This window comes from Acinetobacter sp. 1125_18A, from assembly GCF_052824985.1.
In genome coordinates, this window is record NZ_VTDG01000015.1 from 1 (window position 1) to 14,252 (window position 14,252).

12 protein-coding genes are annotated in these 14,252 nt (G+C 34.5%); 1 reads left to right on the forward strand and 11 read right to left on the reverse strand.

Annotated features, from left to right (window positions below; all coding sequences use genetic code 11):
- Nucleotides 1-397 precede the first annotated feature (397 nt).
- On the forward strand, nucleotides 398-1,768 hold the full coding sequence (locus FY049_RS18880) for a phosphomannomutase CpsG (RefSeq protein ID WP_446084168.1): 1,371 nt from the start codon (nucleotides 398-400) through the stop codon (nucleotides 1,766-1,768).
- A gap of 55 nt (nucleotides 1,769-1,823) precedes the next feature.
- On the opposite strand, the gene galE is transcribed toward FY049_RS18880, so the two are convergent.
- Genes galE through FY049_RS18935 form a run of 11 tightly spaced genes read right to left on the reverse strand, consistent with a single transcriptional unit; the run spans nucleotide 1,824 to nucleotide 14,194 of the window.
- Nucleotides 1,824-2,843, reverse strand: coding sequence for a UDP-glucose 4-epimerase GalE (gene galE, locus FY049_RS18885; protein WP_434278683.1), 1,020 nt, complete (start codon nucleotides 2,841-2,843; stop codon nucleotides 1,824-1,826).
- A 17-nt stretch (nucleotides 2,844-2,860) separates the two neighbouring features.
- Nucleotides 2,861-4,522, reverse strand: coding sequence for a glucose-6-phosphate isomerase (gene pgi / locus FY049_RS18890; RefSeq protein WP_434278682.1), 1,662 nt, complete (start codon nucleotides 4,520-4,522; stop codon nucleotides 2,861-2,863).
- Nucleotides 4,519-5,778 carry a nucleotide sugar dehydrogenase gene (locus FY049_RS18895; RefSeq protein ID WP_434278681.1) on the reverse strand — a complete coding sequence of 420 codons (1,260 nt, stop codon included), beginning with the start codon at nucleotides 5,776-5,778 and terminating at the stop codon, nucleotides 4,519-4,521. The genes pgi and FY049_RS18895 overlap by 4 nt, the downstream gene beginning before the upstream one ends.
- Before the next feature lie 14 nt (nucleotides 5,779-5,792).
- Nucleotides 5,793-6,668, reverse strand: a complete 876-nt coding sequence (gene galU, locus FY049_RS18900; protein ID WP_446084169.1) for a UTP--glucose-1-phosphate uridylyltransferase GalU — start codon at nucleotides 6,666-6,668, stop codon at nucleotides 5,793-5,795.
- A gap of 17 nt (nucleotides 6,669-6,685) precedes the next feature.
- Nucleotides 6,686-7,306 carry a sugar transferase gene (locus FY049_RS18905; RefSeq protein WP_262087344.1) on the reverse strand — a complete coding sequence of 207 codons (621 nt, stop codon included), beginning with the start codon at nucleotides 7,304-7,306 and terminating at the stop codon, nucleotides 6,686-6,688.
- A 20-nt stretch (nucleotides 7,307-7,326) separates the two neighbouring features.
- Nucleotides 7,327-8,520: a glycosyltransferase family 4 protein gene (locus FY049_RS18910; protein WP_434278679.1), complete on the reverse strand. Its 1,194-nt coding sequence runs from the start codon at nucleotides 8,518-8,520 to the stop codon at nucleotides 7,327-7,329.
- Nucleotides 8,521-8,529: 9 nt separating this feature from the next.
- Complete coding sequence (gene wecB / locus FY049_RS18915) at nucleotides 8,530-9,660, reverse strand: non-hydrolyzing UDP-N-acetylglucosamine 2-epimerase (RefSeq protein ID WP_434278678.1); 1,131 nt, start codon at nucleotides 9,658-9,660, stop codon at nucleotides 8,530-8,532.
- A gap of 11 nt (nucleotides 9,661-9,671) precedes the next feature.
- Entirely contained in the window at nucleotides 9,672-10,784 is a 1,113-nt protein-coding gene (gene wbjC, locus FY049_RS18920) for a UDP-2-acetamido-2,6-beta-L-arabino-hexul-4-ose reductase (protein WP_434278677.1), read from the reverse strand.
- Between the two features lies 1 nt (nucleotide 10,785).
- Nucleotides 10,786-11,820, reverse strand: a complete 1,035-nt coding sequence (locus FY049_RS18925) for a polysaccharide biosynthesis protein (RefSeq protein WP_262087349.1) — start codon at nucleotides 11,818-11,820, stop codon at nucleotides 10,786-10,788.
- 9 nt (nucleotides 11,821-11,829) lie between these two features.
- Nucleotides 11,830-12,951, reverse strand: a complete 1,122-nt coding sequence (locus FY049_RS18930) for a glycosyltransferase (RefSeq protein ID WP_434278676.1) — start codon at nucleotides 12,949-12,951, stop codon at nucleotides 11,830-11,832.
- Nucleotides 12,935-14,194: a glycosyltransferase family 4 protein gene (locus tag FY049_RS18935; protein WP_434278675.1), complete on the reverse strand. Its 1,260-nt coding sequence runs from the start codon at nucleotides 14,192-14,194 to the stop codon at nucleotides 12,935-12,937. The genes FY049_RS18930 and FY049_RS18935 overlap by 17 nt, the downstream gene beginning before the upstream one ends.
- Nucleotides 14,195-14,252 lie beyond the last annotated feature (58 nt).

The window sequence follows — 14,252 nt, forward strand, 5'->3', positions numbered from 1 at the left end:
AGCTTTTAATTATCGGTATTGAATTATTTTGAATTATTTCCCTACCTCATTTCTATTCTACACATTATAAAATCTAATCAAATGCTTATTTTTACTTTTTAAAGTTAAATTTCTTTAATAAAATATTTTAAATTCAAATACTAACAGCGAAAAAATGTGACTATTATCACATGAATTATAAAATTTCACATAGATCATCTCAAAAGCTGTAAATCCACAATGTGCAAATTATCATTGATGATCCAATACATTATTAAAAAATAAGCTTGATGCAAGAGAAACGTAGTCAATTGTGTACTTCAAACTAAATTTACATCTTCCAATATAATTTCTTATACACTTTAAGGTTAAAATGATGTTTCACTACCAGCCAACCTTAAACAATATAAAGATGAACATGAATAAACTGACTTGTTTCAAAGCCTATGATATTCGAGGCAAACTTGGCACAGAGCTAAATGAAGAAATCGCTTATAAAGTAGGCCGTGCTTATGGTCAAATCTATCAACCCAAAACTGTTGTCATTGGTTGTGATGTCCGTTTAACCAGCGAAGACTTAAAACAAGCAACGATTCGTGGTTTAAATGATGCTGGCGTAGATGTTCTTGATCTTGGCATGACGGGAACAGAAGAAGTTTACTTTGCTGCTTTTCATCTCGATGTTCAGGGTGGGATTGAAATCACAGCAAGCCATAATCCGATGGATTACAATGGTATGAAATTAGTTCGTGAAAATGCTCGACCAATCAGTGCAGATACGGGCCTAAAAGACATCCAATCGTTGGCTGAATCGGAACAGTTCATTGAAGTTGAGAAAAAAGGCTCAACCCAAAAATATAATATCCTCCCTGAATTTATTGAACACCTACTCACCTATATTGATCCGAGCAAAATCCGCCCACTTAAACTGGTGATGAATGCAGGCAATGGTGCAGCGGGTCATGTTGTTGACGCAATCGAAGAAAAATTCAAAGCGCTCAATATCCCAGTAGAATTTATTAAAATCCATAATCATCCAGATGGTACTTTCCCAAATGGTATTCCTAATCCAATCTTGGTGGAAAATCGAGATAGCACCCGCAATGCTGTTTTAATACATCATGCGGATATGGGAATTGCGTGGGATGGTGACTTTGACCGTTGTTTCTTATTCGACGAAAAAGGTCAATTCATTGAAGGCTATTATATTGTTGGATTATTAGCTCAAGCCTTCTTGTTAAAACAAGCGGGTGAAAAAATCGTACATGATCCTCGCCTAGTCTGGAATACACTGGATATCATTGAGCAATATCAAGGGATTGCTGTTCAATCTAAATCTGGACATGCTTTTATTAAAGATGTGATGCGTGAACACAATGCAGCTTATGGTGGAGAGATGAGTGCACATCACTATTTCCGTGATTTTGCTTACTGTGACAGCGGGATGATCCCTTGGTTATTGTCAATTTTAGTGGTATCAGAAACTCAACAATCGTTATCAAGCTTGGTCGAAGGGATGATTGAACGTTTCCCTTGTAGTGGTGAAATCAACTTTAAAGTTGAAGATACGCAAAAAACCATTCAAAAAATCTTCGATCATTTTGCCGATTTAAACCCTGCAATTGATCAAACAGACGGTGTTAGTCTTGATTTTGGTGCATGGCGTTTAAATGTCCGTGCATCAAATACCGAGCCATTATTACGCTTAAATATTGAAAGCCGTGCAGATAAAAATCCAAAACCAATGCAAGACTATGTAGATGAGTTAACTCAGTTGATTCAGGGTTAGTTTTAAATGGTGATAAAAAATAGGCGCTCAAGGCGCCTATTTTTTACAGTTAAATTTATGCTTGATAGCCTGTTGGATTTTGTTTTTGCCAATTCCAACTGTCTGCCAACATATCTTCCAAAGTATATTTTGGCGTCCAACCTAATTCTATATTAGCTCGCAATGCATTAGCATAAAAACTCGGCAAATCACCAGCTCGTCGGCTTACAAATTCTGAATTTATACTGATATTATTTATTTTTTCAAAAGTACTCTTAATTTGTAGTACTGAAATAGGCTGACCAGTCCCAATATTCCAAGCACGACACCCTTGGCTTTTTATTCTATTTTCAACAGCTAAAACATGTGCTTTTGCTAAATCGACAACATGAATAAAATCTCTTTCACATGTTCCATCTTGAGTTGGGTAATCATTTCCAAAAATAGAAAGCTTTTCTCTACGACCTACAGCGACTTGAGTCAAATAAGGCATAAGATTATTTGGAATACCTAATGGATCTTCGCCAATACGACCGCTCTTATGCGCACCAACAGGATTAAAATAACGCAATAGTGCAATCGACCAGTGCTTATCCGCAATTGATAGTTTTTCCAATAATTGCTCAACAATTAGCTTGGTATGACCATAATTATTATTCGGTAGACCTAGTTGCATATCCTCCTGATAAGGGGAAGAATTGCTTTCTCCGTAAACTGTTGCAGATGAACTAAAAACTAAATTAAAAACACCCGCTCTTTGCATCGCTTGTGCCAACTGAACTGATCCTGCAATATTATGATCAAAGTAAGTCAGTGGAATTTGTTGGCTTTCCCCCACTGCTTTTAAACCTGCAAAATGAATCACAGCATCGATTTTATTGTTTGAAAAAACTTGATCTAAATCACTTTGATAACGAATGTCACCTTGAACAAATTTTAGTGTTTTTCCAGTCAATTCTTGGACACGTTTTAATGATTCTTCTGAGCTATTTGATAGATTATCTAGAACAATAACCTTATGCCCAGCCTCAAGTAACTCCACACAGGTATGCGATCCGATATAACCTGCACCACCTGTTACTAAAATATTTGCCATAAATTTTTCCAGTATATCTACTCTTTACCCAGCAAGATCTTAATTAAACCTTGTGTTGAAGCATCCAGTTGAGACACGTCTTTTTCTTTACCATTGAGGATAGGGAGTAATTGATTGGCAATTTCTTTGCCTTTTTCAACGCCCCATTGATCAAATGGATTAATATTCCAAATAACCGATTGTACAAACACTTTATGTTCATACAATGCAATCAGCATTCCTAAACTATAAGGGCTTAGTTCTTGCAACAATAGCGTTGAGCTTGGTTGATTGCCTTCATACTGTTTATATACAGGTAAGCCTGATAATTCATTGGCATTTAATGCTGTGTTACCAAAAGCCAATAATCGCGACTGCGCCAAGCAATTGGATAAAGCCAAATGATGCTGCTCAATTAAGGATTCTGCACTTTCAGCATAAGTAAATTGATTCGAATTATAACGCTGCACTGGCGCAATAAAATCACAACTCACCGCATGGGTTCCTTGATGCAAAAGCTGATAAAAAGCATGTTGCGCATTTGGGCCCACTTCGCCCCAGACAATTGGGCAGGTTTTTAAATCAACTTTTTCATTATTTCTTTGAATCGACTTCCCATTCGATTCCATCTCTAGTTGCTGTAAATAAGAAGCAAAATATTTTAGACGGCCATCATAAGGCAATACTGCATGGGTCTGAATATTTAAAAAATTATTATTCCAAACCCCAAGTAACCCCATCAGTACTGGAATATTTTGTGCAAATGAAGCTTTTTGGAAATGCTGATCAATCGCATAAGCGCCTGCGAGCAATTGTTTAAACCCATCAACACCAATCTGCAATGCAATCGGTAAACCAATACATGACCACAACGAGTAACGACCACCGACCCAATCCCAAAGTAAGAACTGGTTTTCTGCTGCGATTCCCCATTCTGTCATTTTCTCAGGCTTGGTTGAAACCCCAATAAAATGATGTTGGATCACACTGTTTTGCATACCCAAATCTTTTTCTAACCACTGCCGAACTGTTTGAGCATTGGATAGAGTATCAATAGTTCCAAAAGACTTGGACGAAATAATAAATAAGGTAGTTTCAGGGCGTAATTGATGTAGTAAATCAGAAAGCTGACTACCATCCATAGTTGAAACGAAATGTACTTTTAATGGTTTAGCAGTACTGACTTTATAGTCTGATAAAGCATGACTCACCATCAATGGTCCTAAATCAGAACCACCCACACCGATATTGACCACATCTTGAATCACTTCACCTGTCGAACCACGACATTGTCCTGCATGGACTTTATCGACAAGCTGATACATGCGATCTAATTGTTGATGTACCAATTCAGCCAGTTCAGGGTAATCTTGATCATGCTTCGGTAAACGCAATGCCCAATGCATTGCTGATCGGTCTTCCGTATAATTGATCGATTCTTCGGTAAATAAACGTTTGATCCATTGCGTTAATTGTTTTAAATCTGCAAATTTAAACAAGGCATCACATGCATTTTGGTCAATACGATGTTTACTATAATCAAAACTCAGTTGATTAAAATGTACTGAGAACTTATCAAACCGCTGCGGATCTTGCTCAAATAAATCGGTTAAACACAATTGCTGTTGTTCTTTAGCAAGATTTTGCAATCGTACTAAATGCTGCTCTCTTTGATCATTGTCTAATATAGAATTTGTCATACTCGCCCTACACCCTGATAAGCAAAACCTTGTGCTTTGACGAAATCTGGATCTAACATATTACGACCATCGAGAATCAAAGGATGGGCCATTTTCTGTAAAAGTTGTGAATAATCAGGACTCCAATATTGCTTCCAAGCTGTCAATAAACACAATGCATGTGCATTTTCTACCACTTGGTATTGATCATGACATAAAATCAAATCAGCGCGTTTGCCATAGAAATTTGCTACCCGCTCTAAGGCTTGTGGATCGTGTAACTGTACAATCGCGCCTTGTGCCCAAAGCGCTGCAAGCATGGCATGAATTGGTGAGTTCTCAATACTTGAGGTATTTTCTTTAAAAGAAGCACCCCAAATCGCCACAACTTTACCTGTTAACTGCCCTTGATAGTAATTCCAGAGTTTTCTAAATAAAATTTCTTTTTGTTGTTCGTTGATATTCCAAACCTGATCCAGCAATTGGCTTTTGATCCCTGAACCCGCCACTGTACCAGTTAAGGTTAAAATATCATGGGAGAAATTTTCTCCACCAAAACCCACACCTGCAGATAAATATGATGCGCCAATTCGACTATCAGATGCCAATCCCTGTTTAACATTATGAATATCAATATTTAATTTTTCAGCGACTTGCGCCATATCATTCATATAACTGATGCGTGTAGCCAACATGCCTGAAATACTCAGCTTGGTAAATTCAGCATCTAAAAATGGCATAAACAAATATTGATGTTTTAACTGAAAAAAGGGTCTTAATAATTCTTTGATAATCTGCTGTGTCGCAGGTTGATCTACACCAACAATCACCTGCTTTAGGTCGATAAAACTTTGAATCGCATTACCTTCTTGAATGGTGTCTGGCAAATACGCCCAATGATCAGCCACTAAAATTTGTTTTAGTTCTTCAGTACCTTGTAAACCGAATGTAGAACCATTGATCATCAGTCTTGGATGAATGATAGGAAAACGTTTTAATTCTTCAGCCAAGTGTTTGGCTTGGTCAAATTCAGAAGGATTAAAACTAAATAAAAAAACTTCACTTTGTAATTGAAGTTGTTTTAACCCGACCAATTGAATGGAATTATTCTTAATCTGTTTTTGAATGAGTTGATTTAAATCTTCATCTTGGTAGTGTACTGAGGATTGATGATCAGCGCCTACTCGGGGACACCAATACACGCGGTGCCCATATTCAGCAAACAAGCCAGCGAGTACGCCAGCTTGGAGTGTTGTGCCAAATACACAAATATTCATATCAGATCCAATTATTATAAATTCAATTCTTTGATGAGCAATTTAAATTCTTCACCCAACTTAGGATGCTCCACAGCATAGTGTAATACTGCTTTTAAATAACCAATTTTGCTCCCACAGTCGAAAGTCTGACCTTTCATACGATACGCTTCGACATTTTCTAATTTTTGTAATGCAGCAATGGCATCAGTTAATTGGATTTCATTGCCCGCACCTTTGGGCGTTTGTTCTAATAACTGCATAATCTTAGCAGGCAGTACATAACGCCCCACCACAGATAAATTTGAAGGTGCACTACCAACTGCAGGCTTTTCGACAATCCCTTTCATCACGATACTTTCACCCTCAACAGGTAAAGATGCTACATCGACAATACCATATTGATCCACAAGATGATCAGGTACAGCCTCTACCATAATTTGCGATGTTTTAGATATATTAAAACGATGAATCATTCGTGCCAGATCATTTTCTGTACTATTTTCTTTTACCAAAACATCTGGCAATAACACAGCAAAATCATCATTTCCAATTACTGATTTCGCACATAAAACAGCATGCCCTAAGCCCAATGGTTGAGGTTGACGGACACTAACCACGCTGACATGTTTAGGTAAAATTTCAGTAATTTCTTTCAGTAGATCAATTTTTTTCTTATTTTCTAAAGTTGTTTCCAGTTCAAAATTACGATCAAAATAATTTTCTATGGATGCTTTTGAAGAATGTGTCACTAAAATGATTTGTTCAATTCCAGCAGCCACAGCTTCTTTGACAACATACTCAATTGCAGGACGGTCAACCACTGTGACCATTTCTTTAGGAATTGATTTACTTGCAGGTAGAAAACGAGTACCTAACCCAGCAACAGGTAAAATGGCTTTTTTGATCATGATTTACTTTAACACTATTAATGATTGGTCGATTTGGTATCAGTTGTATCTGAACCTGAAAAACGGCTTGCTCCAACAGCTTGGTCTGGTGAATCTATGCCTTCTTTTTTAAACATAACTTTAACGGTTTTAAACATGATTTTAAAATCGAGAAAAGTTGACTGTCTTTCAACATACTGTACATCTAAGTCAAATTTTTCTTCCCAAGATAAATTATTACGTCCACTCACTTGAGCCAGACCAGTCATTCCTGGTTTAACATTGTGTCGGCGCAATTGATGGGCCGTATAGTGTTCTACAAATTCAGGAAGCTGCGGTCGTGGTCCAACAATACTCATATCACCTTTTAAGACATTAAGTAATTGTGGCATTTCATCTAAACTGGTTGAGCGCAGTTTTTTCCCAAATGGCGTAATACGCTGATCATCTGGTAAGGGTTGACCATCTTTATCAAAAGCATTTTTCATAGAACGAAACTTCATCATTCTAAAATGTTTACAATCTTTTCCTGGTCGTTCTTGATAAAAGAAGATAGGGGAACCTAAATTTTTACGTACCTTGTATGCGACTAAAAGAAAAATAGGCGACAGTAATAAAAGTGCTATTGACGCAATAATAATATCAACAAGTCTTTTCATTACTATAAAACCTCAATTTCTTATTTAATATTAGAGACATATTGTAAAACCTCTACTATTTTTTTCATTGCTACGGGCTCAGAATAATTATTAATTAAAACATCTCTAGACGATTGTATATTATCTTTTGAAGTGTTTTCTATGATCTCTAGTATCGCTTTTGCTAAAAGCATAGGGTTTTCAGGTGGAACAATCCAACCAATTTGATGCGCTTTAATCATACAAGCAACTTCAGAGTATTCATCCATAATCGCCAATAAAGGCTTATCAGCAGCCATTGAAAAATAAGCTTTACTCGGCACTCCTAAACCCAACATTCCATCAGCTAGAGTTACAATAGCAATATCTCCAGCATTTAATCCCTTAGATTTCGCATTCTGTTTCACAGGTCCAATATATTGTATATTTGGATCATTTAATGTTTCTATTGCGTGATTAAGTTGTTCGACATATGCCCCATCCCCCATAAATAAAAATTTAGGTCTCTTAGACGGTTCTATCAGCTTAATCGCTTCAATAATATTATCTACACCTTGTACACGACCAATATTACCAAAAAATTGAAATACTGGTGACTCATTTTCCCAATTTAATTTTTTCAATATCTCATTTGAGCTTTTTTCTTCTACTTCAATATCATTTTCATCAATCCAATTTTGGATCACAACACTATTACTTTGATTTGTTTTGGTGTCGACTAAATCTTTCATATCTTGACCAATCACAATCAACTTTTCAGGAGTTGCATAGAAAACATCAAAAACTTTTTTTAAAATTTTATAAAGAAAATTTTCCTTTTTCAAAACCTTAGCAGACACTAAGTTTTCAGGAAATACATCATGAACAAGCAATACCCATTTAAAACCTATCATTTTTTTAGCAAAGTAAATGACAATCAACAGAAAAATAGGAGTGGTTCCAGTAAACACGAGATCTTGTTTTTTAACATTTTTTAATACTTTAATAAAAAAACGAAAAGAAATGATCAATTCAAAAAACAACCTTTGAATCAAACTCTTCTTATTCAAATTCAAATCTTTAACAATGATGCTTTCAGGATCGATAACATCATTGTTTTTGTCTTCTTTGATAATCAAGCATAGCTCAGAACCATATACCTTTTTCAAATGGATATATAACTTATGAAATAGATATCCTGTCGTATTTTGATTTGAATGATAATATTCCGTTACTAAGTATGTCTTTTTCATCATCTAATTGCCTTAATATTTTTTCCAAATTACACGATTAACATAGTCTGTATAACTTAAGATAATGCGTGCTACTTTTTCTGAAACATTTGGCATACTGTAATCTTCGACTAATCGGAGCGTTCTTTCATCCCCTCTCGCTTGGTATTCTAAAATCTGCAACCCTTGCAAAATACGTTCAGAAGTTAAGCCAACCATCATGACTGCTGCTTCCTCCATACCTTCTGGACGCTCATGCGCCTGTCGTAAATTCAGAGCTGGAAAGTTTAGAATAGAAGACTCTTCATTAATCGTTCCACTATCAGATAAAGCTACTTTGGCACAAAGTTGTAATTTATTGTAATCACTAAAACCTAGTGGTTTTAACAATTGTACTAACGGATGAAATGTTACGCCCATTTGTTCGATACGTTTACGTGTTCTAGGATGAGTGGAAACAATCACAGGATAATTATATTTTTCCGCCACGGCATTTAACATTTCAACCAAATCCAAGAAATTTTGATCTGAGTTAATATTTTCTTCACGGTGTGCACTCACAATAAAATATTCGTGCTCTTTCAACTTCAATTGTTCTAATACATTTGAAGCTAGAATTTTCTCTTTATAATAGGTTAATACTTCAAACATTGGGCTACCTGTTTTGATCACAAGATCAGCGGGCAAACCCTCAGCAAGCAAATAATCACGGGCAATCGTACTGTAAGTCAAATTAATATCAGCAGTATGATCTACAATACGTCTATTAATCTCTTCAGGCACTCGCATATCAAAACAACGATTCCCCGCTTCCATATGGAATGTCGGAATTTTACGTCTCTTTGCTGGAATAACGGCTGTACAACTATTGGTATCACCTAATACTAATAATGCATCAGGTTGAGCTTCCTCTAGAACCCTGTCTACTGCAATGATAACATTACCAATTGTTTCTGCCCCAGTAGCACCTGCTGAATTTAAAAAATAATCTGGCTTACGTATACCTAAGTCCGTAAAGAAAATTTCATTTAGTTCATAATCATAATTTTGACCAGTATGTACAATAACGTGATCAAAATATTTATCGCATACGGCCATCACACGAGATAAACGAATAATTTCTGGGCGAGTCCCCACGACTGTCATTAATTTTAATTTTTTCACAAAATAACTCTTTAATTAGATAATGGCATTGCATATGTATCTGGTTTTGAACGGTCAAATATTTCATTTGCCCATAACATCACCACCATTTCATCATCACCAATATTAGTAATGTCATGCGTCCAACCAGGTACTGTTTCAACAATTCTAGGCTCTTCACCAGAAGTTTCCAATTGATAAAACTCACCAGTGATCACATTTTTAAACTTAAATAAAGCCTTACCTTTAATGACCAAAAACTTTTCTGTCTTGGTATGATGATAGTGCCCACCACGTGTAATACCTGGATAAGCTGTAAAATAAGAAAATTGTCCCGCATCAGGGGTTTTCAACATTTCTACAAATACGCCACGATTATCACCATATTTTGTTACGCCATAATCAAACTGCTTAGGGCTAAAAAAACTTAAATATGTTGAATACAAGGCACGTATTAAACCGGTACCTACTCGATCTGTAATCAAAGACTCTCTTGAATCTTTAAATCCATAAATCGTTTCAGCAAGTTGCCCTACGGAAATTTGATATTCAGGTTTAATTTCAAATGACTCATTTGCTGGATATTTTTGATTTAAAATATCCCAAATTGTTTCAACGACATCATCAATATAAACCAATCGAATCAGTGCATTTGGATCGTTGATTTGTATAGGTAAATCATTTGCGATGTTATAACAGAAGGTTGCAACTGCTGAGTTATAGTTCGGTTTTGACCATTTACCAAAAATATTGACCATTCTAGAAATGTAAATTGGATTTCCATTTTCTTGATTCAATTTAGTTAATGCTTGTTCTCCACCGAGTTTACTTTGACCATAGATATTATCTCTTTCTGCCTGAATAGAAGAAGATAATATAATTGATGTTTTTTTCTTATTGATCAGCAGAATGTCACAAATTCTTTCAGTAAGTGAAACATTCCCTTCTACAAATTCATCATCATTTTTAGGGCGATTTATACCAGCTAAATGTACAATCCATTCAGCCTCTAAAACTAATTGCTCTAACTCTTGCTCAGTTGAATTGCGATAATATTTCAATACTTCAATATTTTCTTTCTCAGATAAATACTGTATTAAATTTTTAGCAACAAAACCATTTGCACCAGTAACCAAAACTTTCATTTTAAACCTCAGGTGATTTGTAAATGCCATTGGTTAAATCACGGATAAATTCAAGTTTAAGCAATAATTCTTTCATCCCATCTACATCTAAGCGTGTTGTATTATGTGAATTATAATCTTCATATTCAACAACTTTGGTATTACCATCTTCAATGTATTTTTCATAGTTTAAATCACGCTGATCTGCTGGAACTCGGAAATAATCACCAAGATCTTCAGCACAAGCTTTCTCTTCACGACTAAGAAGTGCCTCAAATGCTTTTTCACCATGACGGGTACCAATCACATTGATTTGGTGGTCTTTCTTATTAAGCATTTGTGTAATTGCGCGTGCTAGTGTATCAATGGTTGCCGCAGGCGCTTTTTGTACAAAGATATCTCCATTTTGACCATGATTAAATGCATACAGTACAAGATCAACCGCATCTTCAAGCGTCATCATAAAGCGAGTCATATGTGGATCTGTTATTGTAATAGCTTTACCAGCGCGAATTTGATCAACGAATAATGGAATAACTGAACCACGAGAAGCCATAACATTGCCATAACGAGTACCACAAATAACAGTGTTAGTACCTTCAAGATTACGTGATTTTGCTACCATAACCTTTTCCATCATTGCTTTAGAAATCCCCATAGCATTGATTGGATAAACAGCTTTATCAGTACTTAAGCAAACAACTCGTGTAACTTTATTTTGAATTGCGGCTTCCAGTAAATTTTCTGTACCTAAAACATTTGTTTTAACTGCTTCTAAAGGATAGAACTCACATGAGGGGACTTGCTTCAGCGCTGCAGCATGAAAAATATAATCCACTCCACGTGTTACATTTAATACTGAGTTAAAATCACGGACATCTCCGATATAAAATTTAAGTTTAGATGATTGATACTTTTTACGCATATCATCTTGTTTTTTCTCATCACGACTAAAGATACGGATTTCTTTAAAATCGCTGTCTAAAAAACGGTTTAGTACAGCATTACCGAATGATCCTGTACCACCAGTAATTAATAATGTTTTTCCATTGAACATTATGTTCTCCTATTTACTATCATCTTGGAAAGATAAAATTAAATCTAAATATCGTTGAGCCCGTTGTTTGGGATTTGAAAAATTAAGTACATATTGTTTAGCCGATTCTAATTTTTCAACATCTTTGAATCCATTATCATTTACAAATTTATAAATCATATCTGCAGTAGATTTAGGATCTAAAGGATTAAAATAATTAGCGTAATCTTTGCACACATCTCTAACAAAATGTCTATCTGATGCAAATAAAGGCTTGCCCATAACCATAGCTTCTAGAGGGGTGGCCGAAAAACATTCTAATAGACTCGGAAAAATAATTGCATCCATTTCCTTATAAAACCTAGGGCATTGGTCAATAGTCAATGCACCAACATTATTAACTAGACCTCTAAATTTCTCACTTTTATTTTTCCATTCTAAGTCATTGAAAGTAACATAAAAATCAATATTGAGGTTATACTCAGAGGCAAGTATAAGCTTCAAATCTGCAAGAAAATCAGTATTTTTATGTGGGTAATCTCTTCCAACGAATCCAAATTTCAAATTATTATTACAAGCAACTACTTTTTCTTTTGCCCATCTCTCTGGTGAAAAATAGATAGAATTTAAACAATTGTAAACTATTTCAATTTTATTCTCGGTAAAACCTTTTTCAATTAAAGCTATTTTAACATGTTCAAGTTCAGTAATTAACTTATCATTTCTTTTAAAGAATAAATATTGAAAGAAATATTTAACATTAATTTTTATTTTATTAAATAAAGAATATTTTGAGTAAATTTCATTTTTAGTATAAATAATCCATGGTTGTGCAAAACCTGTAATCATTTTTTTTGGTTTAAAAATAGAATATAGAGGACCAAAAACAGTTAAAACTAAATCATATTTTTTAATAATAAAATCAACGCCCTTCCATACCGCGGATAAACCATAAGTATTTAGAATAGTATAATCATAAAATTTAGAAAAATCGGTATTAAGTTGCATTAAGGATTCATTGACTTCGTCTGAAACAAGAACGGAAATTTCTAAGCCATTGAGATCAAGTAGTGACAATTCAAATATAACCGAAATGGCAACTTGCACTCCTCCTCCACTATGCAAATTTGAAGCATTAAGTAAGATATTCATCAGTATAACCTTTATTCATTACCAAATTATAAATTAACTCGCACTGTGCAATTGGGTTCTTTTTTGTAAGAATAAAAGTCTTTGCTGAATTACCTATTTTCCAACGTTTAATTTTATCCATACTACAAACATCAATTATTTTATCCTTCAGATCAGTAATCACAGAATTGTCTGAGGATGAGTAATCAAGGTGAAAACAAAAATTAAAATACTCATCTGGAACTCCTTCTAAACGGTACATTAATGTAGGTGTACCTGAAGCGAAATACTCCATAGTTTTTGACGGAAAAGAATATTTTGTAAAATCTTGTCCAGGTAACCGTGGATTAATGAGTAAAGTAGCATTTATTTGTAACTTTAAAACTTCAGCACGAGGAATTTGACCTAAATAATTTATTCGGCTATCTTTTTTTGCATAATTGATCACTTCCGAGTACAAAGGTCCAGCCCCGCACACTATCAGACGATAATTAGGATTATCGATCGCTGAGAATGCTTGCAAAAGATTTAAAATACCATTTCTCTCATCAATAGCCCCAGAATAAAATAAAACTACTTCTTCTGAACTTAATTTTGGGTTTTGATCTAAAAATTCATTATTAAAAATGCCTTCAACAACAACCCAAGGCTTTGTTCCAACAGGTATTTCATCGGCCATATATTTACTTAAAAATACAAAAGCATCTACTTCTTTATAAGATTTAGAAATAACTCTTGCATCTTGATTTAAAACAATACTGCCTATCAAACTCTTTTTGCTACCTGTCATTCCATGCAAATCAGGTACAATAAGACATAATGTTATCTCAATTTCAGAATATTTAGATTTATATATACTAAGCGCTTTTAAAAAGGGTGGATATAAATCATAAATAAAGAAAATAATTTTTTCATTTTCTTTATTTATTTTTATAATCTCATCAAGAATTTTCATAATTTTTATAAATTTCAAATAATGTTTAACATAAACAATATTTAAAAAAGAAAAACTTTCACCTATTTCCTTCCCATCTCGATAAATCTTGCTACCAGACATAGAAATTTTTTTGTATTTTAGAGGATAAGCTCCTACATTTGGAAAATTCAACAAATATAAAGTCGGTAGAAAATGATGTAATCCTGTATAAATACTCCATTGCAATGCATTATTTGCATTAGCAATTTGACCATTACTTAAGTTTACTATTTCCGAAGTTAGTTCATCCGGAAACAAGCTGGATAAAAAAAACGATTTAACAGTCATATCAATCCTACTTATCAAAAGATATTAAAGAATATAATATCTTGATTTATGAAGTGCT

Bases quoted from the DNA above. Each gene is read 5' to 3' on its own strand.
- FY049_RS18880 (WP_446084168.1), top strand. From the start codon at position 398: ATGAATAAACTGACTTGTTTCAAAGCCTATGATATTCGAGGCAAACTT.
- galE (WP_434278683.1), bottom strand. From the start codon at position 2,843: ATGGCAAATATTTTAGTAACAGGTGGTGCAGGTTATATCGGATCGCAT.
- pgi (WP_434278682.1), bottom strand. From the start codon at position 4,522: ATGACAAATTCTATATTAGACAATGATCAAAGAGAGCAGCATTTAGTA.
- FY049_RS18895 (WP_434278681.1), bottom strand. From the start codon at position 5,778: ATGAATATTTGTGTATTTGGCACAACACTCCAAGCTGGCGTACTCGCT.
- galU (WP_446084169.1), bottom strand. From the start codon at position 6,668: ATGATCAAAAAAGCCATTTTACCTGTTGCTGGGTTAGGTACTCGTTTT.
- FY049_RS18905 (WP_262087344.1), bottom strand. From the start codon at position 7,306: ATGAAAAGACTTGTTGATATTATTATTGCGTCAATAGCACTTTTATTA.
- FY049_RS18910 (WP_434278679.1), bottom strand. From the start codon at position 8,520: ATGATGAAAAAGACATACTTAGTAACGGAATATTATCATTCAAATCAA.
- wbjC (WP_434278677.1), bottom strand. From the start codon at position 10,784: ATGAAAGTTTTGGTTACTGGTGCAAATGGTTTTGTTGCTAAAAATTTA.
- FY049_RS18925 (WP_262087349.1), bottom strand. From the start codon at position 11,820: ATGTTCAATGGAAAAACATTATTAATTACTGGTGGTACAGGATCATTC.
- FY049_RS18930 (WP_434278676.1), bottom strand. From the start codon at position 12,951: ATGAATATCTTACTTAATGCTTCAAATTTGCATAGTGGAGGAGGAGTG.
- FY049_RS18935 (WP_434278675.1), bottom strand. From the start codon at position 14,194: ATGACTGTTAAATCGTTTTTTTTATCCAGCTTGTTTCCGGATGAACTA.